At 40.4% G+C, this 24882-nt stretch carries 20 protein-coding genes; 6 read left to right on the top strand and 14 right to left on the bottom strand.

From position 1 onward, the window contains the following. Positions 1-2: 2 nt before the first annotated feature. From PHI74_07200 to PHI74_07215, 4 genes are all read right to left on the bottom strand, one after another. On the bottom strand, positions 3-3179 hold the full coding sequence (locus PHI74_07200; GenBank protein ID MDD5485796.1) for a helicase-related protein: 3177 nt from the start codon (positions 3177-3179) through the stop codon (positions 3-5). Position 3180: 1 nt separating this feature from the next. Next, complete coding sequence (locus tag PHI74_07205; protein MDD5485797.1) at positions 3181-3663, bottom strand: HEPN domain-containing protein; 483 nt, start codon at positions 3661-3663, stop codon at positions 3181-3183. After that, positions 3635-4267 carry a nucleotidyltransferase domain-containing protein gene (locus PHI74_07210; protein MDD5485798.1) on the bottom strand — a complete coding sequence of 211 codons (633 nt, stop codon included), beginning with the start codon at positions 4265-4267 and terminating at the stop codon, positions 3635-3637. The genes PHI74_07205 and PHI74_07210 overlap by 29 nt, the downstream gene beginning before the upstream one ends. A gap of 77 nt (positions 4268-4344) precedes the next feature. Continuing rightward, positions 4345-8001: an Eco57I restriction-modification methylase domain-containing protein gene (locus PHI74_07215; protein ID MDD5485799.1), complete on the bottom strand. Its 3657-nt coding sequence runs from the start codon at positions 7999-8001 to the stop codon at positions 4345-4347. 422 nt (positions 8002-8423) lie between these two features. Between PHI74_07215 and PHI74_07220 the strand changes: the two genes are divergently transcribed. Continuing rightward, positions 8424-8687, top strand: a complete 264-nt coding sequence (locus tag PHI74_07220; protein ID MDD5485800.1) for a hypothetical protein — start codon at positions 8424-8426, stop codon at positions 8685-8687. A 262-nt stretch (positions 8688-8949) separates the two neighbouring features. Here the strand turns inward: PHI74_07220 and PHI74_07225 are convergent, their stop codons facing one another. The 6 genes from PHI74_07225 to PHI74_07250 form a co-directional block, all read right to left on the bottom strand. Beyond that, the gene (locus PHI74_07225; protein MDD5485801.1) at positions 8950-9741 is read right to left on the bottom strand and encodes a YkgJ family cysteine cluster protein; all 792 of its coding nucleotides are present in this window, start codon (positions 9739-9741) and stop codon (positions 8950-8952) included. A 344-nt stretch (positions 9742-10085) separates the two neighbouring features. Then, positions 10086-10400, bottom strand: a complete 315-nt coding sequence (locus PHI74_07230; protein ID MDD5485802.1) for a YbjQ family protein — start codon at positions 10398-10400, stop codon at positions 10086-10088. Then, positions 10401-10604 carry a hypothetical protein gene (locus PHI74_07235; protein MDD5485803.1) on the bottom strand — a complete coding sequence of 68 codons (204 nt, stop codon included), beginning with the start codon at positions 10602-10604 and terminating at the stop codon, positions 10401-10403. Positions 10605-10658: 54 nt separating this feature from the next. Continuing rightward, positions 10659-11630, bottom strand: a complete 972-nt coding sequence (locus PHI74_07240) for a 5,10-methylenetetrahydromethanopterin reductase (protein ID MDD5485804.1) — start codon at positions 11628-11630, stop codon at positions 10659-10661. 40 nt (positions 11631-11670) lie between these two features. Continuing rightward, positions 11671-12438, bottom strand: a complete 768-nt coding sequence (locus PHI74_07245; GenBank protein MDD5485805.1) for an SAM-dependent chlorinase/fluorinase — start codon at positions 12436-12438, stop codon at positions 11671-11673. A 343-nt stretch (positions 12439-12781) separates the two neighbouring features. Continuing rightward, positions 12782-13825, bottom strand: coding sequence for a hypothetical protein (locus PHI74_07250; GenBank protein MDD5485806.1), 1044 nt, complete (start codon positions 13823-13825; stop codon positions 12782-12784). 342 nt (positions 13826-14167) lie between these two features. Here PHI74_07250 and PHI74_07255 point away from each other — a divergent pair, with 342 nt between their 5' ends. Beyond that, entirely contained in the window at positions 14168-14830 is a 663-nt protein-coding gene (locus tag PHI74_07255; protein ID MDD5485807.1) for a diphthine--ammonia ligase, read from the top strand. Between the two features lie 11 nt (positions 14831-14841). On the opposite strand, the gene PHI74_07260 is transcribed toward PHI74_07255, so the two are convergent. Genes PHI74_07260 through PHI74_07270 form a run of 3 tightly spaced genes read right to left on the bottom strand, consistent with a single transcriptional unit; the run spans position 14842 to position 18991 of the window. Next, entirely contained in the window at positions 14842-15759 is a 918-nt protein-coding gene (locus tag PHI74_07260; protein MDD5485808.1) for a radical SAM protein, read from the bottom strand. A gap of 7 nt (positions 15760-15766) precedes the next feature. Continuing rightward, positions 15767-17650 carry an ATP-dependent protease LonB gene (gene lonB, locus PHI74_07265; protein ID MDD5485809.1) on the bottom strand — a complete coding sequence of 628 codons (1884 nt, stop codon included), beginning with the start codon at positions 17648-17650 and terminating at the stop codon, positions 15767-15769. A 27-nt stretch (positions 17651-17677) separates the two neighbouring features. Continuing rightward, a complete protein-coding gene (locus PHI74_07270; protein ID MDD5485810.1) occupies positions 17678-18991 on the bottom strand; it encodes an FAD-dependent oxidoreductase in 1314 nt (437 codons plus the stop codon). A 92-nt stretch (positions 18992-19083) separates the two neighbouring features. Here PHI74_07270 and PHI74_07275 point away from each other — a divergent pair, with 92 nt between their 5' ends. Continuing rightward, entirely contained in the window at positions 19084-19923 is an 840-nt protein-coding gene (locus PHI74_07275; protein MDD5485811.1) for a ribose-phosphate diphosphokinase, read from the top strand. Positions 19924-20242: 319 nt separating this feature from the next. Next, the gene (gene rtcA, locus PHI74_07280) at positions 20243-21247 is read left to right on the top strand and encodes an RNA 3'-terminal phosphate cyclase (protein ID MDD5485812.1); all 1005 of its coding nucleotides are present in this window, start codon (positions 20243-20245) and stop codon (positions 21245-21247) included. On the opposite strand, the gene PHI74_07285 is transcribed toward rtcA, so the two are convergent. Further along, complete coding sequence (locus tag PHI74_07285) at positions 21237-21866, bottom strand: RNA 2'-phosphotransferase (protein MDD5485813.1); 630 nt, start codon at positions 21864-21866, stop codon at positions 21237-21239. The genes rtcA and PHI74_07285 overlap by 11 nt on opposite strands. A gap of 793 nt (positions 21867-22659) precedes the next feature. Here PHI74_07285 and glmM point away from each other — a divergent pair. Together glmM and PHI74_07295 are read left to right on the top strand one after the other, a co-directional pair. Next, complete coding sequence (gene glmM / locus PHI74_07290; GenBank protein ID MDD5485814.1) at positions 22660-23985, top strand: phosphoglucosamine mutase; 1326 nt, start codon at positions 22660-22662, stop codon at positions 23983-23985. Continuing rightward, positions 23986-24879, top strand: a complete 894-nt coding sequence (locus PHI74_07295) for an NAD-dependent epimerase/dehydratase family protein (GenBank protein MDD5485815.1) — start codon at positions 23986-23988, stop codon at positions 24877-24879. Positions 24880-24882 lie beyond the last annotated feature (3 nt).

Below are 24882 nucleotides of genomic sequence, written 5' to 3' on the forward strand. Positions count from 1 at the left end.
TATCACGAAATAAAATCTATGGTTATTAATTGTAATTTTGATTTATCAAAAGGTTCTACAATTGTTTTCTTGAATATTCCTTTTTCCATTAAGAAATTGCTTAGTTCTTTAATCATTTCCTTCCAATCATTATCTTTTTTATACTGCCTCCAGATTCTTCTTAATACTTGCAGTCTTTTCTTGGTTGGAGGGATAGATATAAGTTTATTCTTTACAGGTTCCCAGAATTTTTCTATAGAGTCGTCATCAGGGAACTCATTAAGGTAGGAATCAATTTGTAATTCTATTTCAGTTATCATACTTTTTACAAATTTAGTACTTCTAGATTTGCTCAATTCTTTCAATTTTGAGTCTTGCGTTTGGCTTAACTCAATCTCTTTGTAAGCTCTTTCTATATCCTCAACTATTATTTTATTGACACCATATGTCTTTTCAAAGAAGTTAGGGATGTCTCTTTCTTTATTTGGTTTGCACGATATGAAATCAATTATTTCGGTCTTATTGGTTAATATTGAGCCCGTGTTTACATCATACAAATACCAGAAGTGAAAATCATTACCATATTTGTAATAGAAAAATATGCCTGAAATTTGATCTTTCTTTAATCCGCTAAAAACACCATGGGGTATTTTTTCTAGTTCATCTAAAGCTCTTTTCTTCAGAAAATCTTTTAATGGTTGATAAAATTTTTCACCACCACCAAAAGCATCCTGCTCTAATTCTGCAAACACTCTAGAGTCTTTTTCTTTAATTTTTCTAATAACTCCAAATACTTTAGGATGTATTTCTTCCCCTAATATCGTCTGATCCAAACCTACTGATTTGTCAATGTCAATAATTTTATTTTGCAGAATTTCAACTAATTTTAATAGCCCTTCTAACTCATCTTCTGGGAAGAAGTTGTATACAAATATTTTTTCATAAGGAGAGCCAATTCTATCTATTCTGCCTGCTCTTTGGATCATTCTGGTTGGATTCCAATGGAGATCATAATTAATGAGATACTTAGCTGTCTGAAGATTTTGTCCTTCTGACAAGACATCAGTACTCATTAAGATGTCAATCTCTTTTTTAAACAACTTTTCTACAATTTTCTCTCTTTGTTGGGGATTTTTGCTTGTCAAACCAGAACTAGAAATTGCTTCAATTTTTAGCTTTGAGAATTTTTCGTCTTTTATTATTTCATTATAAATGTAATTTAAAGTATCTGCATAATACGTAAACAGGATGACCTGTCCATCTTTTGACAGATTTAATAGCCTCTCTTTTAGAGCTTTTAATTTAGAGTCATCTTCTGGTTTGATAGTATCTATTTTTTCGAGAATTTCGCTTAGAAGTTTAATGTCCTTGTCTATGTCTTTAAATAACTTATCGGTATTGTAACTTTTTAGTTCAAATTTTTCCAACACTTCGCTTAAGTCTTCTTCCCCTATTTCTTCATCTGCACGCATTACATATTTGACAAATGTTTGTTTTGTAAGCAGTTTTCCAGACTTCAGGTGAGATTTTAGTTCTTCTAAGAATCTTATATGGTTAAAAATACTCTTTCTGAAAGCGTCAACACTGCTTTCCAATCTTTTAAGCAGAATTGTTCTAAAAATTCCGCCAATAGCAATCATGCGTCCTAATGCAAGTCTTTCTTCTTCAGTTTTCAATCCTTCTTTTCTGTATTCTAATATATTATAATAAGCCATTGTCAGTTTTTCTGTGATAGTATCTGAGATTTCTTTATACATTCCTTTGTAAGCCTTGTCTAATTGATAATTTATGTTCTCCAAGACCCTATCTGGAAAAACTATCTTTTGTTCCTTTCGTTCTCCATTGGGCTTTTCAATAAGAATATATGCATCTGGATAATTTTCAATGATATAATCTCTAGTTCTTCTTATTGAGATTTCATTTAACAAGTCATTTAGTAAAGAGGGATTGTCCTTTGCCTGCTTAAAGAACTTGAATAGGTCAGGAATATTTTCTTTAATAAATGAAGACCTATCCATCAAAATTAAGAGCATAATCTGCCAATACAAATCCCAAGGGGTATTATTTATTGGTGTAGCTGTCAAGAAAAGCATATACGGTTTTTTACCTTTTTTAGCAATATTGTCATTAACCAAAGTGAAGAAGTTCTCCCATCTGTTTGACAAGGGATTTCTGAAATTGTGACTTTCATCAACAACTATCAATTCTACATCATCAAATCTTCCGCCGAGAGTTTTCTTTGCTTTTTCTAAGAAATTTTCTGATGCCAAATTTTCCTGAGATAATATGTTTTCTTTAACATCTATTTTTTTCATCTCTTGAGACCACATTCCCATCAATTGAGCGGGGCATATTATCAGAATGTTTTTTCGTTCATAATATCCAATTTTTTCAAGGATTTTTTTGGCAATCCATGTCTTCCCTAATCCGACAGAATCGGCGACAATGCAACCGCCATATTTCTTTAATCTTGTCCAGATTCTTGCGATGGCATCATCTTGGAATTGTGCTAAGTTTACCTTAGTCTCCGGAAGACCTCTTGGTTTTTCCTTTTTATCCTCCTCTTTTATATCTTCTTTTTGCAATTCATACAATGTTTTGATATAGATTTCATAAGGCAAGTATTCCTTGCTTCCGAATCTGGAACTTTCCAATATCCCTATAAGCTCGTCTTTAAAGTCTCTTGACTCTAACCAAAACTTTTCAAACCATTCTCTTTTTGTGTATTCGGCCTGAGACCTCAATTGCCATGTATTTAATTCCCCATATCTTGTTAATCCAGCAGCAGTAAAGTTAGAAGAGCCAATGACAATCCTGTCATCAAAAATATAGGTTTTTCCATGCAAAAATCTCTCAAATAGTCTGATTTCAACATCTTTTCTTTTTAGAAATTCGATAAACAACTTTATTGTTTTATCCTGTTCTTTTGTCAGATCAAAACCTTCAATCTCTTTTCGTATCTCCTGTAGAAGAACATCTCCGAGGGTTTTCTCATTTTGAATCTCTGGTGTTTTCCCAAGAAGAAGCCTGAAACTCTTAACTCCATTTAGATGGTCTTTGATCATGTCAAAGGCTTGAATGTTAAAGAAAGCTGTTGCTATGTCAAAATTTGTTTTCGGATTCTCCTTTAAAACATTATTCAGGAAACCGACTAATTTGTTTCCTTCACTGTTGTCTATGATTTCTTTTGGTATTGGCATTTTATTCCATCGTCTCAATTATTTTCTTGATATTTGATACAAATGTCTTTGCATTTTTTACTGAGTCATCAGCAGGCTCTCGGTTTGCTTGTGGCAAGGTCTTGTATGTGAAATCCCCTCTTTTCTTTTTTTCTTCCCTGAATATTTGGAGAAGCTTATCTGCTCTGACAACCATCTTTCTATATATCTCTAAAAGCTTCACATCCAAGATGCCCGTATCCACAAGCTGCTCCTTGAATGCATCCAGTGTTTTCCTGTGAACGTCTGGCCAGTCTGTCTTTATATTTTTGGTAAGCAGTATCGCCTTTGCTGAGTAAAATATCGCATAATACGAATGAGAGATTACAGCGCTGTAGAATGTTTGATGTTTATCTATCTTGAAAGACTGTTTGACGTCATTCTCGTCGCTGAGTTTTTTTACAGCGTCAGCGAGTATGGCCTCATTGTCTGCGCGGTCAAGATAGACTTTTACCATTGAATCCATTCTTTATCGCCTCGTTTATAATTCGATAATATTGGGCCCCACCTGTTATTATAAGGTTATTCTTTGCAATTTCTTTGCCATAATTTGCTTCGTTATTTGTCAGCATTTCTAAATATTCCGAATTTTTAAATACATATGGGTGCCCTTTGGGTATCGAAAGCTCACAGGCATAGTTTATTTCGGCAAGGATATGCGTTGTATTTTGGGAATCATCTACTATAATCACTATATCAAGGTCTGATGTCTCCTTTTGCTTGTGTTTGGCATAGCTGCCAGTTATGAGAAATGTGAAAAAAGTATTTGGAATCTTTTCATTAACCTTTTTTATAATATCGAATGGAAGATGTTTCGAGCTCCAGCAGATGAATTCTGCAATAAATCCTGCGTAGACCTGTGTTTTTGGGTTATTGAGATTTAGCGAGTATAAAATAACATTCCCTGCGCTTTCTTCTGATAGGATGTCTTCTTTTACGTATTTCTTGATTGCAGAATAAACATAGCTTTCAGATTTCTTCTTTGAAAGAGCCTTGATATCCTTAAAAGTAAATCTCTTCCAAGGCTCCCTTACGAAAGGGGTTAGTATTTGATAGTCTTTCTTTAGCATTTTAACTCCTATTTTTAGGCATAATTAATCCTATTTTTAGGATTGATGTGTTTTTTACTTAAGGTATTTTAATATTTTCATCCTTTGCCATTAAAACTCCTCGCCTTCTCAAGCCTTTGTTTTACAAGCTCGCAAACTGCCCAGTAAACTTCTTTTCTCTCTTCTTTGGTCAATCCAAGCTCATCAAATATGATGTTATCAAGCTCAGCCCTGTCAGGAAGAGGCTTTGGTTGTTGCTCTCTGATTGGCTTGTCTGGATCGATGCCGAGTTCTGAGAAGATTGACAATAAATCTCTATTCTTGGGAATAAATTGATGCTTTAGCTTAGCTATTTTTGGCAAGATAACAAACTTATTCACTTCATAAACCATTAACGACTTTGCTCCTTCACCTAAGCCACTCCTAGATAAAATTTCTGAAATTAATGCCATTAATGAAGAATTTACAAAATTTTGCACATCAGGTGTTGATTTATTAAAGTACAATCTGCAATCGCAAAGCATATAACGTTCTGATACAAATGCCCCAAGTCGATCATTCGTTTCTTTAACCCAAAAGGTATTTCCTTCTTGATAATCCATAGAGTACCATCGTTTTCTTCCTGAAACACTTGGCACCTTGCACCACAAAATCCCGTCTTTCGTTTTTTGTTTTTCACCCCATTCAATATACCTCAACGCATTTGTTCCCATCAGTTCTCCCTTCGGGCTGCGACACATGAAAACTCTGTACTTCAAGTCTTTGGGATCAATTATGATGGACTTGCACTCCCGTGGGCTCTTGATAACCGGTTTCAAGAACTCTTTTTCAATGTTCCATTTCTTTTGTGATTCTTCATCTAAGTAAAAAAATTCATTTGCGCCTGTCTTGATTCCAAATCTGACTTTGGCGATATCTCCAAGCCTAACAAGCTTTCCCCTTCCCTTCGCCAGTATCGTATAAAATATATCGGGAGCTCTCAGATATTTCCCGCCCCATTTATTGCCTTCATAATTGCCAGCCTTAAACCTTCCGTTCTTATAGTCCTCAGGATACTCCCAGCCGTCTTCAAGCAAATCCTCTTGGATTATTGGAAAAACCCTGTAATCGTTTGTGCTGACAACATTCTTCACCAGTTCAGTGATTCCTTCGCCCTTGGTTTTTGCTTTGGTGTTTTCAATTTCAATGAGATTCTGCGAAGACAAAACCTCTTCAAAGGGCTTCTTGAACATGACAAACTTTGCAGTATTTTGTAGCATTGTCCAGTCATTATTTCCACCAACCCTTAATCCTTCGATTTGTCTTTCTTCTTCAAATCTTGGAGCTCCGAACAATGCAATGATCGTATTAACATCTGCATGGGCAAAGCTTCGTTTTGGATTATCATAAATTGCGTGAATTGGCGTATACTTCAGCAAGAACTCCTGCAAATTCTTCCCATAGCCGACATCAAGCCAAGAATTAGAAGTAATAAAACAAAAACTTCCTTTTTCATTCAGAAGCGACAACCCATGGAAATAAAAATAGATGTAATAATCGCTTCTCCCATCAATTTTATTAATCACAGAAAATTGGTTTTTAACTGATTGAATAAGCTTTTCTTTGTATTCCCTTCTGTCTTCTGCTGATACTTCTGACTTAATTTTGTTTGGCGGGGATATCATCTCTTGCCGGACATAAGGCGGATTTCCTATAACAATATCAAATCCATTTTTATCCCCAAATATTTCAGCAAAATCAATGTCCCAGATGAATGGCTTTTTTTCTGGGTCTTTCAGAACTTCTTTAACCTTTTTCAGCTTTTCAATCTCTTTTTCGTTAGCCTCGATTCTTGCCTCATTTTCTTTTACCTTTTTATCATCTATTTTATATTCCCCTGTTAAGGTTCTCTGGGATTTTGCTTTCTTAATTTCAGTTTCATAAACCTCTATGTCTGTTCCCAGACTTTCAATCCTTTCATCGATAATCTCTTCAAAAAGTCTTATCTCTTCTGTTTTTACCTCTTCGGGAGTTTTGAATTTAGCTGTTAGAGAATTCTCAAAATATTTCCTTTTCTCTTGCTTTAGATTATCTAATTTTTTCTTTAGGTGTGGTTTCAGATTATTTGTCCTTACATTAAAGCTGATTCCACCCATTTCCTGAACCAAAGAATCACCTATCCTTAGATTAAGATTTAGGTTAGGAAGAAGGGGATGTTTTCTCAATTCCTCTTTCTTGAATTCCGTCTCAACAATCAACTGCAACCATAATCTTAGTTCAGCAGCATGAATAGCCCAAGGCATTACGTCAACGCCATAAAGAGAATATTGAATGATTTTGTTTTTCAGCTCAAAATCTGATAAATCTCTCTTAATGTGCCTAAAGATGATTCGGTAAAGTTCTACAAGAACATTCAACAAACCAACCAAAAAAGCTCCTGAACCGCAGGCAGGATCTACAGCGGATAGATTATCTAAGACTTCTTCTAACTTATACCATAATTTTTCCTTATCAAACCATTTCTCAATTCTCTCTTTTTCTTCTGGCAAATCGAACACAAGATGATAAATTTTGTCTTTTTGAATATCTGGCAGTTGTTTTGATAAATATTCAACAATAGAACGCCTGCACATAAAGTCAACTTCAACTCTTGGGGTATAGAAAATTCCTAAATCATTCCTGTCATAAATCTCTTCAGCAACATTAGCTAAGGATTCATAAACATAACCAATCATTTGAGGATCAACTGCGACCTCTGAATCAAGAGGCATATCTTCCTTTATTGTAAAATTGTACTTCTCAAAGAAATCAAATATTTTCTGGAACAAGCTGTCTGTTATTTTTACATTTAATTCATCTAAGTCATTCTGCCTGAACAACCCACCATTAAGGTATGGGGAATTAGAAATTACTTTTATGACATCCTCTGGCAGGTCTGTTATTTCATTTGAACGGTTATTAAATGCCTTAAAAAAGATTTGTTTTAACCAGATGCCATAAAATGCGTCATCTCTTTTGAAAACACCTTTTTTCTTATTTTTATCTCTTTTATATTCTGTCCAGAACCATTCCATAAATTTGGCATCGCTAAGCCAACTTTTTTTAGATATAAAGTAAATGAACATTATTCTGTTCAGAAACTGCAGACTGAATTCGTGAGACTCTTTTCTAGATATCTTCTGTCTGTCCAATTCTTTTCTTAATGTAAAGAAAATATTTTTGTAATCTTCAAAGAAACTCTCTGTTACCCTCTCTACGCTGAAGGCTTTGTTCCATTTTCTCCAGACATCACGCCAAGTCCCCTCTTTTTCGAAATTTATGTTTGCCAATGTTTGAATATCCGTATAATGAAGTGACTTTTTGTTTATGGTAAGTTTTGTTAGTTTTAATTTGTGTTTCCCAACTTCGATTTTCTCTCTCTTCGGATATACAAAGACAATCTCAGAGTAGTCTGTAGCAAATATTAATAGAAAGTGCAAGTACTGCTTATCAAAAGTTGTTGTTACAGACCTTATGAAGGACTGGACTAATGTTTTTGACTCAATCAGGAAAACAGGTAACTTTTCGTCAAAGCTTAGAATGGAGTAAATTTCTTTAATCCTTTCTGAATCCTCTTTTTTGAAATCAAAAGTATCCTTTTTTCTTTTAGAGGAGGTATCAAAAAGGACCCTTTCAGGATAGTTAAGATATTTGAAGAGTTCAAAAATATCTTTTGCTGAATTAATTTTACTGATATGCTCCTGCACTTCCCTTCTTAACTTAAACTCATCTTTCATTTTCTCGATTTCTTTATAATTTCTTTTAGTTCTTCATCATGTAACATTTTATCTTATTTTTTAGGGGTCTCTATAAAACCCATTTATTGCAATATCTCCTTTTCCATAAGTTTGATCCAACCATATTTTAGATTAACCTATTGACATCTTCCTTCGATTGCTCTTTTAGGTAGACATTTGTTCTTCTCTTTGAGATTTTATCTTGTTATCTATTACAATCAACCACTTAAATATACATTGCCAAAAAATACCCCTTTAGGATTCTGTTAAAAATGCTGTCAATACTCTGTAATCTCCATCATTTTCCGACTAATTACCCTTAAGTGCTATAGCCATACTTTCTCAAAATTTCTGGCTCCATTACTTTCTCCATATATGAACATCCATCACAGACCCACCACAGTACACCTTGGATGTCCATGATGTGCAGAAGGGTGGGCATCCAGCACTGGGGACATTTTTTAGTTTCTGTAAAATTTTTATTATTAGATCTTGATATCGGAGTTAACTCTACTGTTGTTGGTCTTGGTGTTGGCATGGGAGTTGGCATGGGAGTTGGTGCAGGCTCTGGACTTGACAAACATCCTGAAAAGCCCATAGTCGCCATAGCTCCTGCAAATGCGAGATACTTTAGGAACCTGCGCCTTCCCATCTTCATAGTTCTTGTTTTACATGGTCCAACATAGAATATAAAGCTTTCACGCCTCTGTTATCCTTAGTTTCAGAGTAAAAAAGGATGAATCCAATAGTCAACTCACCCCAACTTCACCGCAGTGCCATATGCCAGCTCTTCAGCTGTATAAACCAACACTATTTCTTGTATCTTCAACCCCTTAAATATACATTGCCAAAACGTTGCCCCTGAAAAAGAAACACCACGGAACGCAGGTGTGAAATGAGATATCCCAAGAGGTTGGGTGGGGTAGGGAGTTAGGCTCGCTTAAGCCATTATTTGTTAAAATAAGATTTTGTAGAATCCATATCATAAATTGATTTTCGTGGATTTCCTGTAATTTCCTCATATAACTTTGAGAAGCCGATAGCTTCTGAGTTATTTATTCTTTTTAGTAAATATTTTAAGTTATACCCCTTTCTGGCTAGTTTAATCTTGCCTTCCTTCTCTAAATTGATCAGAAATGTGGTTGAACGTATGCCATACGCAACATTTTCTAACTTATAGAAAAAAGAATCTCCATATCTTTTTTTTAAAAAATCAGTAGTTTCAATTACTGATGCCCCCACCCTATCACGATGATTTTTAAAAAGATATTTAAAAAAATCATATTTCAATTCATTCTCTCTTTCAAATTTGCATGCTGTATTTTCGTAGAGTTTTATCTCTTGATCCGATGTAAGCCAACTTAAATCGTACATGCAAGGAAATTGCTTGCATATTATTGGTCTTTTTTCATAAATATTGCATTTATTATTGGAAAGAAAAGGACAATCTTGTCCATCTAATGTGTAATTGTGTACAATTGTTCTTTCGCTCTTCAAATCAAAGGAAACCCTACCAGGGACTATTTTTCTCATTGAATTTATTTTTTTTAACTCCTGTAAAAAATCATCAATTTCCCAATCAAAAAAAGGAAGAGATAGTCTATTTAGGTTAATAATAAAAGGACGCCGTTCATCAAATTCTCCAATTTTTTTGTCTCTAGATTCATCCAAAAGCATATTCTGACAACACTCACCGCAACAGAGACATTTAAATGTTTTTACTTCATCTAGATTATACATTCTGATTCTATTTGTAATTCAATAGATTATAAACTTTTTTAAAAAAAATAAGGCTGAAACTAGCATATTGGCAAGGCAAAACTTTTCAGAAGAAACCGCCGAAATTGAGTAACTGATGGAGAAACTAAAAATACTTAAACGAAAGATTCTGTCGCCTACGATAAACCACAAGGCGTTTTAACTCGTTCTTTACTCAATTTCCTCAAAACTCACAGTTCACTTACCAATCTTTTCATTAAATTCCCAGATCACGTTATAATCTTGTACCCGGGATCCAAGTAACACTATAACTAACCAAAGACTATTTCGGATGATTTCTTTGATTAATTACGTTATGTTATCCACTATCCTAACTTCACCGCAGTGCCATATGCCAGCAGCTCGGCTGCGCCGCTCATCGTCTGCGAGGTCATGAATCTTGCACTGATGACTGCGTCTGCTCCCAGTTTCTCTGCATCTTTTACCATTCTATTGATGGACTCTTCTCTTGCCTCGCTCAACATCTCTGTGTATTCTCTCAGCTCTCCTCCTACGAGATTCCTCAACGCAGCTAAAATATCCTTTCCGATCCATTTCGCTCTGACCGTATTTCCCTTGACCAGACCCAACGTCTCAACTATCTTCTTTCCCTCTATCTTCTCTGAGGTCACTACCAACATTTATGTTACCTCTTCCTCTTCCTCGAACCTTTCTCGGATGACAGAAATTAACAGAAAGACTACTCCTGCTATTATGCCCACCACTCCCAACCTGATAATCAAAGGTACTTCTGATGCTTTGATGAAATGATACAACGCATAGGTGAGGCAGATTATCACGCCGAATCCAAAAAGGGCAAAACCAAAAAGCCTTACTTTTTCCATTATTTTATTTGCACCTACCCTTATTTCTAACGATTTTTTTTGAATTGTTCTAACTCAAAAACTAATCTCCCCCATAATTTCTTCGCCAATCAGCTTGATAGAGGCTGGCACATCCGGACCGATCGGAGAGCCTACGACCACCTGTGTTACCCCTATCTCCTGTAACTCTTTAATCTTCTGGATACAGTGGTCAGGTGAGCCATAGATCGAGAATGCATCCACCATGGGGTCGGTAACAGATCCGAAAGCCATCCTGAAGTCGCCCTTGGCAAATGCGCTCTTAATTACATCTACATCCGTGGGATCGATGTCGTGCCTTTCAAGAACAGGTGCGGGCGATCCAGCTACGATAAAAGCCACAACTGGCACAACTGCTTTTTTCGCCTTCTCTTCATCTAAATCCACGGAAAAGCTGGCATAGGCGGCTATGTCAAAACCTGCTTTTGGAGAGCCTTCTTGAATCTGAGAGATCGCATACTTAAAATCCAGGGGATGAGATGCGTTTATCAATACACCGTCTCCTATGGCACTAGCGGTTCTAAGCATGAGGGGGCCCTGAGCACCGATATATATGGGTATCTCCGAGCACTTTAAAGATAGTTTGGCTCCCTCAATCCTGAAGAAATCCCCCTGAAAAGAGAGGCGCTCTCCTGCCAAGAGATGTCTAATGATCTCTACTGCCTCTTTTAGCTTTGCCACGGGTTTGTCCATCTGGATGCCCAGCGATGCTAAAGTGGTCCTGTCACCTGCTCCGATGCCGAGCATGGCCCGCCCGTTGGAAATATTATCGATGGTGGCAATGGCAGAAGCTGTCAGTGCAGGATGGAGTTGATATGCATTTGTTACTCCTGGCCCGAGCCTAACTCTTTCCGTCCTTTCGGCCACCAATGCCAATGTCGCATAGACATTCCTGTTGTTATAGTGATCCGTGATCCAGATTGCATCGAATCCCTGATTTTCAGCTAAAACGCAGTGATTTACGAGATCATTCAGGGGCATATCTGGGACAAATTCTATGCCTAACATGAAAAACACCCATTTAGAATTGCCTGACCAGCTTAAAATACTATTGTTTTTGATTTGATGTAATGTGAACAACATCTCCGATGTTCAGTCTGAATAACCTTGCTGCATTACCCCCTTTAACCGATATCTCAAGAAAATTATGGCTCCCGATCGTTATGAGCTCGGTGGTGGCCTCATCGTAGGTCATGACAAAGGGGATTTTTCTTCCCAGTAAATCCACGTGATCCCCACAATTTATGTGTTCGAGTGCTAGTGACCCCGGAATATTGGTGATGACGTTGCCGAAATCGTCGATATATATTACCTCACCCCGTAGCGATTCCCTTGACGCATAAAATTCACCAAAGTCCAGATCGATAAAATCATCTATTTTCCTGAATTCTGAAATATCGTATCCCCTGGACAGATGTGCAGCAGCTGGGGCAAATACGTCCCTACCATGAAATGTGGAGCTGACGGGAGGGATGCAAAGCTCTGGAGGGATTTCATACACTGTGAAGCACCCCATACTACGCGCAGCTGGGATAAGTAAGCCATTATCAGGTCCCACGAAAGTTTGCTTGCCTTTGATAACGATTGGGCGGCGCCCGGTACCCACACCGGGATCGATCACTGCGACATGGACCGTGCCCTCTGGAAATCGCCCAGCAACGTACATCAATGCAAAGGCACCAGACCTGATGTTTTGAGGGGGGATGCTGTGAGATATATCAACGATCTTGGCATCTGGATCGATACTTAGAATTGTGCCTTTCATCACTGCAGGATACAGATCTCCGAAATCGGTTAATAGCGTGATTATTGTCATCCTTTTCCCATCAATGGTTGAATTCACGATACTTAAAAAATTTCGGTATAATTGAATTTAATAAGATGCAATTGAATTTAATAAGATGCTTAAGACACTCTCAATTAAAGACTCTCTCAAGATCGGATCGATTGGATTCGATGATAATATATTTTTTTAAACGTTAAACGTTATCTTTGATGAAGATTTTATAAGTCAAATTTGCGCTTTGATATTTTTCATTTTCAAAGTGAAAAGTATTGTGTATAACGGCTGGCGAGTATCTGAAGTTTGCGTAATAAATTTGGGTCGAGGCGAATGCAGTGATTCGAGCCAGATACCCGTCTTTTAGGCAAAAGTTGACTCATCTCTTCCTAACTTCATTCAATCCTGTCAAACAGCGTTCCACTTCCTCTAAATTCTTAAAGAATCCTGCAAAGCCAGACCATTCTGGTGGTGCTCCTTTCCAATATTTCCACTCCTCCTTGTGTTTAGGCAATAATGCGATTGCCTGCTCTTCATTGACGCCAAAGTACTCTGCTAATCTAGTGATATAGACCTGAAATCTAAGTCCGTCATCAGGATTACTTTCTTTTGGAATTAAACTAAATATGGTGTTTTGACTTTCTCCTATATTTCCCACAAATGCAATTGAACTTCTTGTTGTGCCTGTCCGATTAAAATGACGGCTAAGTCCTTCAACAAGTCGCAGATATATTTCACCAATACCGTTACGTTCTGCAATCTCTTGTAACTCTTCATAAGTCAGAGGGGGCTTTCTTTTTGATGTGGTCTTAGTTTGTGTCCTGTACTCGACTTCGCTTGGCTCAATCAAAAATACTCTTGCTAAAAATTCTCTTCCTTCTTCATCCTGAAAGTACTGAAAAGTAATTGCGTTTATCCCAACGCCGTAAGAGTCAGAAAGATATTTGATTATCCTTTCGGAACTGCTATCTATTTCGGAGGCTACAACCAGCATCTTGTGATGTTCGTTCAAAATGTCTGGGATTTCTGTGCCAAACCCCCTCTTGAAAGCTTCTTCAAGAGGACCTTTTTCGCCAAGATATCTATTGGCAATTTCAGTTATTTTCTCGTTTGACAAATCCTTTGTCCAAGAGGCGTAATCTAATACTTGCGCAGTTATTTCTCTTGGGGTCTTATCACGTTTCAATTCAACAATGAGGATATCACCATTGCATTCAATGCACAAAAGGTCAATAATCCCCCCAAATCCTGTTTCTACCTGCCTGCCAATCACTAATAAGTCGTTGGAAATTATTGAAATATCTTTTTCCAGCCAATCCTCTAATCGCTCTTCTATATCAAGCTTTGATTTGCCGATCTCCTTTAATGTGTCCCTGTCAATGATTTCCCATACTTTTACATCTTGTGGCATTGTATCCTCCAATTCTTATGATGAGCCACTTTCGTTTAACTCCTTATATCCGAACTTGAGTTCGCATATCCTTCCATTTTGGTTTTATATCTGAACTATTTCTTCGTTTGTTTTAACCTTCTAACAAATAAACTATCCAAAGGATTATTTTATATTGCTCGGTTCTTTGTTGCTTAAAGGAATATGCATAGATTTCAGTGACCTTAGTATTTTGCGTCTCAAGAATTCTTGAATTTATCGGAGACTCACTCCACCCCCCTAAGAGATGAGTAAAAAAACGGTGCCTTAGAGAATAAACTGTAACGTTTAAGGTTCGATAAATAGATATCCCTTTACAACTTTGAATTGATCATTATGACAAAAGTCGTCGCATCCTGGAGCGGTGGTAAAGATAGTTGCTTTGCATGCTACAAGGCGATTTTAGATGGCTTCGATGTTGTCCATCTCCTGAATTTGGCACACGAAGATAGCAACAGGAGCTCCCACGGATTACGTACTGGGCTATTATCAATACAATCACAGGCAGTAGGAATACCAATCGTTCAAGGTCGAACCAAAAGGAGTGCTTACGAGCAGGAGTTCAAAAAGATCGTAAGTAGGCTAAAGCAAGATGACATCCAGGGAATAGTTTTTGGGGACATCTATGTTCAGGAGCATAGGGATTGGATAGAGCGGGTTTGCAGCGAGATGGATATCAGACCCGTATTTCCCTTATGGGGAATGGACACAGAAAAAATAGTCCTTGATTTTATCGATGGCGGATTTGAGGCCATTATCGTCGCCGTTAAGGCAGAAATATTGAGTGATAAATGGCTGGGGCGGAAGATCGATAAAAATCTCATAGAAGATTTTAAGGAAAGAAAGATTGACCCGTGCGGCGAGTCAGGCGAATATCACACATTCGTCGTCGACGGACCACTGTTTAAAAGGCGCTTAAAGATACTTGAGGGCGACAAGGTGTTAAAGGAAGGACGCTGGCTATTGGATATCTCAAAGTGTGAGATCATTGACAAATAATCAATCCGTATTCATACCAAATTCTTCAGTCCTGCATCCCTGACGATCTCGAGCGCCCTCATTCTTTCGTCATATCTGAGGCTACGGTTCAGCTCTGGATATTGGCTCGCTTTGTAATGAGGAGTGTATTGGAACATGAGATTGAACCTTATGTCAGGCATATGGTCCGCAATCCATTGAACTATCGGCTTGGTGCAGCACTCAAGATGATTGGGCAGCACAAGATGGCGAAGAATTACCTCTGCATCCTGATAAGCGCTAATAAAATTTCTGGTAGTAATTTCCCAATAGTCTTTTACGTTTGAATACTTCTCAGCGCAATTATTATCCCCATATCTGAAGTCCGCCAAATAGATATCTATTACATCACTTAGCAAGTCCATCGTCTCGCTGGAGCAATACATGTTCGAGTTCCAGATCATGGGTGTGTTGACATTGCACGCATTCATGATACGCAGTATGGAATGCAAATGGGGAGTTGGCTCCCCTCCCACGAAGTTCACGTTTTTTGCACCCTGATAGTTCCTCATCGTGATGATCTCTGCCATTCTTTCTGGAAGTATGGGTGTTCCGGTGACAAACCGGTTTGCTATGTCCCAGTTTTGGCAGTATACGCACGCAAATGTGCAGCCCACGAAAAAGATCGTGTGCGATGGCACTAGTTCGGGCTCCTCGCCATAGTGTAAAAATTCAGATGCATAACGCGAGATGGCGTTAATGCCACAGTATCCAACTTCCTTTGCCCGTCGGTTCACTCCGCAGCGGCGCTCACAAAAATGACAGCTTTGCAGGATATCCTCAGCGATCTCTATTTTTCTATCGAGCAGTGATTTTTCCTTCGCAGATTTTTCCTTCGCAATTAGATACCTGGCCCTTTGATCGTTGCTTAAGACGGCGAAGTATCGATCCAATCCTTGTACGAAAGACATGACATCATCATTGAAGTACTGCCTTATCTAATGGGATGCCGACCTTGGTCTCAGAGGCAATTTTTTTGAGCCTTTTGAGCAAGCCCGCTCGTCTCTTTCCGATCAGGCTGTGCTCCAAAACTTCTTCTATGGTGGAGACTGGGATGATCTTGATGTCCTTCGCATATTTTTCTTCGATCAACACATCCTTCTCATTGGACTTGGGTATCAAAACTGTCTTGATGCCTGCTTTTGCCGCCGCCTCTATCTTGTAGGTCACCCCCCCAACTGGGAGTACCTCCCCCCGGACTGAGAGAGAGCCGGTCATAGCCACACTTTGATCTATGGGAATCCCCTCTAGTGCAGATATGATCGCAGTTGCAACACTTATGCTTGCAGAATCTCCTTCCACCCCTTCATATGTGCCTATGAACTGGATATGTATGTCTTTAGAGGATATGTCATGTCCGCTAAATTTCTTGATAAACGCTGAGACGTTCTGCACCGCCTCTTGGGCTATCTCTTGAAGCAGACCGGTTGCTATCACTCTCCCCTCTTCTTTGGACTGCGCAGGAGTTATCTCCGCGACGATTGGAAGCACAACGCCCGGCTCGCCCATGATTGCAAGCCCGTTAACTCTGCCGATTTCCGCACCTTTACTCCTGAACATATCATAATCCTTTCTATGCTCAAGATACTGATCGGCAACCTGCTGTTCGACTGAACGTGCTATCTTCTTAGCCCCGAAAACATGCTCAGCCGTAGTAAATTCAGCATCGCCAGATATGGCCATATCCCCAGAAGCCCGGATTAAGCCACCGAGATCTCTTAGCTTGAGGGTTAACTGACCTCTCCTACCAGCCCTCCTCTGGGCTTCTCTGATGATTTCCTTGACGGCATCCCTCGTAAAATGAGGGATTTTTTTGTCCTTCTCCACTTCCTGAGCGACAAACCTGACCAACTTTTGTCTGTTGGCAGGAGTGTCCTCCATATAATCCTGCATGTAAACTTCATAGCCGTATCCTTTTATTCTTGAACGAAGAGCAGGATGCATACCCTCTACCGCATCTAGGTTACCCGCAAGCACCATGACAAAATCACAGGGTACTGGATCGGTCTTCACCATCGCTCCTGAGCTTCGCTCAGACTGGCCTGTAATGGGATACTCGCCTTCCTGCAAAGCAGTGAGCAGGCTCTGTTGAGATTCTATGTGTAGGGTGTTAATCTCGTCTATGAAAAGAACGCCTTTATGCGCCTTGTGAATGGCACCCACCTCAACCCTATCATGCGACGGAGTCTCCAGCCCCCCGCTCTGGAAAGGATCATGTCGTACATCTCCCAAGAGTGCGCCGGCATGCGCACCGGTGGCGTCAACATATGGGGCGGTATCCTTCCCTTCATTGGATACCAACAACTTGGGGATGTCCCTCTCTTCTCTGGGCGTAATATATCTGAGCGCGATGAAAAGAAGGAGGGCGGCTATGATACCCATCAACCACTGTCCTTGCATGAAGGCGAAAATCAAGATGGTCATGACGAGCATCATATATAATAGATTCCTCGTCTGGGCTTTCTTCTGGGCTTCCATCTTATGAGACTGTACTATCTGCCTTCCTTTCCCGGCCGGAACTGCCCTCACCTTTGGATTGTTAGTGTCCTCTGGATTGTTATATGCCAGGATATCCTGCAGCTCCTCCTTGGGTAGAAGTTCGGCCATACCCTTCGCTAGCATCGATTTGCCCGTTCCGGGAGTGCCGATCAGCATTACATGTCTTCTCTGCTTAGCCGCCTTCTTGATTACTTCGACAGCTCTCTCTTGACCGATCACCTGATCGATTAGGAGTTCTGGCACTTGTATATCCTTAGTAGCCTCAAACTCTAGTCCACCAAAAATATCGTTTTCATCGCCCATATTACCCTATAAAATGGCATTCATAACCTATAAATCTATCACATCTTCAAGGGCTAGCGTCAGCACATCAACGATCGCCGACATGGGGGGCGCATAGCAAGTTTCAGCCATCAGCATTTGCTGGGCAGTCATGCCGCTTTTGATCACAAGGGATAACGCATCTATCCTCTCCTTTGCCCCTTCTTCTGAGATGATCTGTGCGCCGATCAACCTTTTTTCAAAAAATAAAAGCTTTATATTTATTTTCTTTGCATCTGGATAATAGCTTGACCTTGTCAGTCCATTTGCCCTCCCCTCGACAGGGATAAGTTCCGCATTCTTTGCTGCATTGGATGTCACTCCTGCGGATCCGACCTGAAGATCGCCTACCAGGCAGATAGTTGGATGGATAACTGGACCAAACTCCCTACTTCCACCGCAGACGTTCTCTGCCACAACTTTGGCTTGCATCACCGCAGAACTTCCCCGTGGACTAAGGCATGGACGATTGGTTATGTAATTCATAACCTCAACACAATCACCGGCAGCATATACGTTCTCTGCCACCCTCATAGTTGAGTCGACCTTAATTCCACCTGTTTCGCCAACCCCTATGCCTGCCGGTCTTGAAAGACTAGTGTTTGGCCTAGTTCCTGTACACAGTATCACCAAATCGGCTGTAACTACCTCTTTCCCAATGGTTACGAATTCTACGTTATCAGAGCCATTGATCGAGCCCAATGAAAAACCGGTCATCACTTTTACACCCAAGCTCTCCAAATGGTTCTGTACAATGGAGGCCATATCTGGATCCAGCATGCAAGGAAGCACATAGGGGGCCTTCTCTACCACGGTTGTATCGATCCCAACTTTGATCAATGCGGTGGCAATCTCAAGACCGATGTGACCAGCCCCAACTATTACGGCCTTTTTTGCGTTATTCATGCCCTCCTTAACTTTTTGGCCGTCATCAAGACATCTGAGAATGTAAACGCCCTTTTTATCGGTTCCGGGAATTTGTGGAATTAAAGGAAGAGAGCCAGTTGCTATTACCAGTTTATCATAATAGGATTGCTTTCCATTTGCAATGATCGATTTGGAGGACAAGTCAATTGCGGTAACCTCCGTATTGGTTTGAATGTCAATGCACTGGTCTTTATAATACTGATCATCGTGCATTATCAACTCTTCAAAGGACGAAACCTTGCCAGAAAGAACGAAAGGTATGCCGCAGGGCGAATATGCTGTATATTTGTCCTTGGTAAAAATGGTGATGTCCATGTCCGGAGCTTTTTTCCTGACATGTGAGGCTACGGAGGTCCCAGCAATCCCACCACCAATGACTATGAGCTTTCCTGGCATGATGTCACCATACCCTATCAATTGCAATATTTATTTATAAATAAGACTGCTGATGAAATCTTTTTAATAAGATAAGGTAAAACAATTACCTCATGATGAAGATTATTGGCGGACCTGCATCTCAATTACTAGCAGCTAGGGTTGCATCTGAGTTGGGCTGTGAGCTTGCTCTGGCAGAATATAAGCGATTTCCTGATGGTGAATCATACGTACGCGTGTTGGATGAAATTGAGGATGTGATCATCATCCAAAGTATGGTTTCCGATGAAGACCTGATCTACTTATTGCAATTGATCGATGCATGCAGTGAGGCAGACGTTAGGGTGGTCATTCCTTATTTTGGATATGCTCGCCAAGGTAGACGATTCCAACCCGGTGAGGCTATCAGTGCGAAGGTCATGGCAAAAACGATTGAGGCAGATGAAATTTTAACGGTAAACATTCATGACCCCCCTGTCTTAGATTACTTCAGCGTAAAGGCACGGGATTTAGATGCAGCGCCGTTGATCGGAGAGCATATGCAATCGCTGGATCTCCAAAAACCGATCTTCATAGCACCAGATGAATTTGCGGGATCATTGGCAAGATCGGTTGCATCCAAGCTAGGTGCGGATTATGATGTGCTGGAGAAAAAAAGGCTGAGCGGAGATCAAGTGGAGATAAAGGCGAAACATCTGGATGTAGCGAACAGAGACGTAATAATTATCGACGACATGATCTCCACTGGAGGTACCATGTCTGAGGCAATAGAACTACTCCGAAGGCAAAAGTCCAAGGATGTTTATGTCGCCTGCGTACATCCCGTCTTGGCTACGAATGCCGTTTGTAGGTTGTTCAAAGCGGGCGTAAAGGAACTCATTGCGACGGATACCATTGAGAGAGGGGTCAGCATCATCAGCGTTGCACCTCTGATAGCCGGAGCTTTGGAGTGATGCGCATCAGATCGATGAAGGCTAGCGAAGGTCTGGCTGAAATTCGTAAAAAGTTTCAGCGCGTTTCATCTGCTAAAAACCTCTTTATTATATAGAGCGAAAACGATCATAAGCATTTGCCGAAAATGGCGAAGATTTTTGAGCACCATCAGGATGATCCGATGGATGGATGACATGTGTTTTTATTCTTCTTAATTCAAAAAAAGTTATTATAATTGATCTCCTTGTATTGTATTGACCATAACCCTATTGCCAGATTAGAATAAATGAATGGAAATAAAATATACATAAATGTAAAATAAATTTTAGGATAGGTCTGATGTTGGAAATAGACGGCTCATATGGGGAGGGTGGAGGCCAAATCCTTAGGACAACCATCGCACTGTCAGCAGTTACCGGTAGACCAGTTTACATTAAGAACATCAGGGCAAAAAGACCAAAACCTGGATTGGCTGCTCAACATTTGGAGGCGTTAAGGTGCATCGCATTGCTCACAGATGCTGATGTTAGTGGATTAAAACTAGGATCCACCGAGTTGACGTTCTATCCAAAGGAGATTAAAAGCGGGGAATACGATATCGATATTGGCACTGCAGGCAGCATAACTCTTCTCCTACAATGCCTGATGCCAGTGGCGGTTAGAATTGAAGACTCAATTTCGCTTAACATAAGAGGTGGCACGGATGTCGCATGGAGTCCGCCCATTGACTATCTCAGATATGTCATGCTACCCACGATAGCCAAGATGGGATATTACGCTCACATCGATTTGATCGGGAGAGGGTATCACCCAAGAGGTGGAGGATTAGTGAAGGCAGTTATATATCCCTCTATTCTCAGTGGGGTTGTTCTGCAGAGAGGGGAAGTCGAGATTAAAGGCATTTCCCACTGCTCAAGACTGCCCGAGCATGTTGCAATGAGACAGGCAATATCGGCAAAAGAAGTGTTAGCAGAAGGAGGATATGATGCACAAATATCCACGGAATTTAGCCAAAATACTTCCACTGGCAGTGGTATTACGCTATGGTGCCCTGGAATGGGGGGGAGCTCACTCGGTGAAAGGGGTAAACCCGCTGAAGAGGTCGGAAGAGAGGCTGCAAAGGCTCTTCTGGATGAATTAAGATCTGGTGCAAGCACTGATGTACATCTAGCGGATCAGTTGATACCCTATATGGCATTGGCCAAGGGAGAATGCTCTCTCACCACGAGATTCCTAACACCACATGCAAGAACAAATATCCAGGTGGTTGAAAGATTCTTGGATTTTAAATTTAAGATAGAGGATCAAATAGTAGGAAGCGATTTGGTTTGTATTAGGAAATGATCTCCAGAAAATCTGTTGGGATGCTATCCGATATGCAAATTTGATCGTTGACTTTCATCATCTTGATCCCCTGGGATTGGGCGTTTTGCGCATCAATTATTATTACCACGGGCTGATCAGTCCTAAATTTTGCGACCCTGATGGCCTCATCGAAAGAGGTGCTAAGGTGAACATATCTTTGACCGACGGGCTTCAGTCCAATATCCATGATCCTGCCTGCCTCCTCCATGGTAGTCCCATAATACAATTCCAGCAACTCGTTTTCTGGAAAGTCTAGGTCCACATTGACAGAATGGGCATACTTAGCTCGAATCCTTTCTCCACTTAGCTCGTATCTACCTTTAACATCAGACTCTATCAATGCAAATAAATGCTCTGTGTGAAACCATCGATACTTGGCCTCTATTGCATTGATTAGTTGGTTTACATCCACCCATCCCTGCTTGTCCATCTTCAGACCTAGCTCGTGGGGAAAGTGCCTTAAGGCGCCAGATACCATCTTTCCAAGCCTGGTTACCTTGGTTTCGTCTAGAATAAAACTCCCAGGGTTTCCGCACTCACATGTTTCCCCCCTAAAATACCCATGCTTGATACACATTCGTATCTGTCCAGTTTCCATATTGCTCACCCCGACGTTGTGAACCGTTGCTAATATCTTTCCTACCTATCCCATCCGTATTTTAAAATCTTTTCGGAGTGGACATAGGTAAACACCACCCTATAACGTTAATCACAAAGCTCTCATAGCAGAAATAATTGACGTAACAATGCATTGATGATGGGATGCTCAGAGTAACGTTTAGCTCAGAGTAAAATTTGGGGAAGGCATACCGAGACAGCTCGAAGAAAGAGTCGATAAGGAGCATCGACATCATCGGTGTTTTGGCAGAGATTTTAACGCAACACCTAAAAATAGCAATCGTAAATACATTGCCATCCATATAAAACATAAACGCCGTCTTTGGGTAGGGGAATACCATGGGGAAAATAGCATACAGGATTAAGATATGACATCTGTGATTAGATAGGGGTCTCCTGCTAGGAGACAGTGCAGTCTATAAAAACGGATGTGGTTTAAGTTCTGTATGACTAAGGTCATTTTCCATCGAGGTCCATTTTACTGGAAAGCTGACTTCAGAACGAAAATAGTTTTGTCTCATTTGAAGAAATTTGAAGAAACAGGGAGAAATATTATGCATTTCACTTGTTTAGTTTATAGGTAAATGAAGATGAGATTCTAAAATCTTTCAGAAAATGTAAGATCTTCGAGTGTTTTGGCTACTGAGTGACCATTGACTTTAGAAAGCCTTCATGGCAGAAGGATACGATTATATCCCTTAGAAAATACTTAAGAGATGTTATCGATTAGGATTAAACGTATTAATCATGGAAACAATACTATGAACTCAATTATGAAACAAATTTTCGGAACGGATGGTGTGAGAGGCATCGTAAATAAGGAGTTAACGCCAAAACTCGCTCTGGAGTTATGCATGAGTCTTGGGACTTTCATAGATGGCGGAGGAGTTGCGATAGGGAGGGACACAAGAATATCAGGCGAGATGTTCAAGAATGCTGCGATATCTGGCTTGTTGGCAACGGGCTGCAAGGTGGTAGACCTAGGGATAGCTCCCACGCCAGCTATCAACTACTATGTGAGAGATGAGATGGATGCTGGTGTCATCATAACAGCGTCTCATAATCCAAGGGAATACAATGGCTTGAAATTTGTAGCGGGGGACGGTATTGGGTTCAGCAGAGAAGAGGAAAGAAAAATAGAAAAGATATATGACGAAAAGAATTTCAGAAATGCCGAATGGGATGGGACCGGTGCCCTATCTACAAATGATGCGATCCAGAGATACAAAGACGGGATCAAAAAACTTGTCAACGTGGAGAGAATACGACAAAGGAATTTCAAGGTAGTTGTGGACACCGGCTGTGGTGCCGGAGGCATTGTTACGCCTTCTTTATTGAGAGAATTGGGCTGCACTGTGATCACGTTGAACGCCCAGTTGGATGGGACCTTTCCCAAAAGGCCCCCGGAACCAACTGGTGAAGTTCTCGGAGATCTGATTACACTGGTGAAAAGGAGTGGTGCAGACCTAGGTTTGGCGCATGATGGTGATGCCGATAGAGTGGTTTTCGTGGATGAGACCGGCTCTTTCGTGAGTGAGGATGTATTGCTCGCAATATGCGCAAAAGATGCATTGCAAAAGAAGAGGGGTATTGTCGTGACTCCAGTGAGCTCATCGTTATGCGTTAAAGATGTCGTAGAGCAATATGGTGGCGATTTGGTGTGGACGCCCATAGGAAGCATCCACGTAGCGAGGAAAATGATTGAACTGGGAGCGATATTCGGTGGAGAGGGAAATGGTGGACTGATATTCCCCAAGCATCAATACTGCAGAGATGGTGCCATGGCAGTCGCAAAGATACTGGAAATGATCTGTGAAAAGAGGATGTCCCAGCTTGTTGAAGAAATACCCCGCTACTATAACGTGAAGAAGAAAGTGAAAGTCATCGACAAAAAAGGCGTGATGGAGGCGGTCTTAGGTAAGCTCAAGAATAACATAGATGCAACGGATGGAGTTAAAATTTGGTATGAGGATGGATGGGTATTGATCAGGGCCTCTGGAACTGAGCCCATCGTTCGAATATATGCAGAATCCAAGTCCAAGGAAAGGGTGAACGAGCTTGCTCAGGACGGCATAAAGCTGATCAAGCAAGTGAGCTGAATGTCAAAAATAATGGTCACAGGATGCAGTGGGTTCATCGGCACCCATCTGGCCAAGAGACTTCTAGATAGCGGTTTTCAAGTGACCGGATATGATCTGAATGCATCATCAATCAGAGATCGCAATTTTAGCCTCGTAAGGGGGGACATACTCGATATAGAAAAATTGCGGGATAGCATGAAAGGTTGTAAAAGCGTATTTCATCTGGCTGCGCAGACAAAAGTCCCAGAATCAACTGAGGACCCCCTTTCAGATTTCAAAACAAACTCAGAAGGAACTTTTAACGTTCTTTCCGTAGCCAAAGAGCATAATGCAAAGGTGATATATGCATCGACATCCACGGTTTATGGCGCTGCTGAGATGCCAACCAAAGAGTCACACCCATTGCGACCGGCATCTTTCTACGGTGCATCAAAGGCTGCAGGAGATATGTACTGTTATGTTTTTAACAGCATATTTGATTTAGATACAATAGCTCTCCGAATCTTCAACGCGTATGGTCCAGGTAATGCAAAGGGCGTGATGTACGATTTGTTCAAGAAGTTGGAACTCGACCCAACGCACTTGGAGATCATAGGGACAGGATTGCAAGAGAAGGATTATATATACATCGATGACACCGTGGAGGCTTTCATGACCGCATATGAGAGGGGGGCACCAGGCGAAGCATACAATGTCGGTAGCGGCATCTCCACGACGGTGAATGAAATCGCAGAGATTATTTTTGATGTCTTAGATGTTTGCCCCAAAACAACGTACACCGGAGAGTCTTGGATAGGGGATGTTGAATCATCCTTGGCAGACATCTCAAAATTAAAAAAATTAGGATGGGAGCCAGAGATCAGCATAAAAGAAGGGATCGAAAAAGTGTATAAGTGGATGAAGCTAATCTAATTG

This window comes from Methanocellales archaeon, assembly GCA_028715985.1.
GTDB lineage: Archaea > Halobacteriota > UBA148 > UBA148 > UBA148 > UBA148.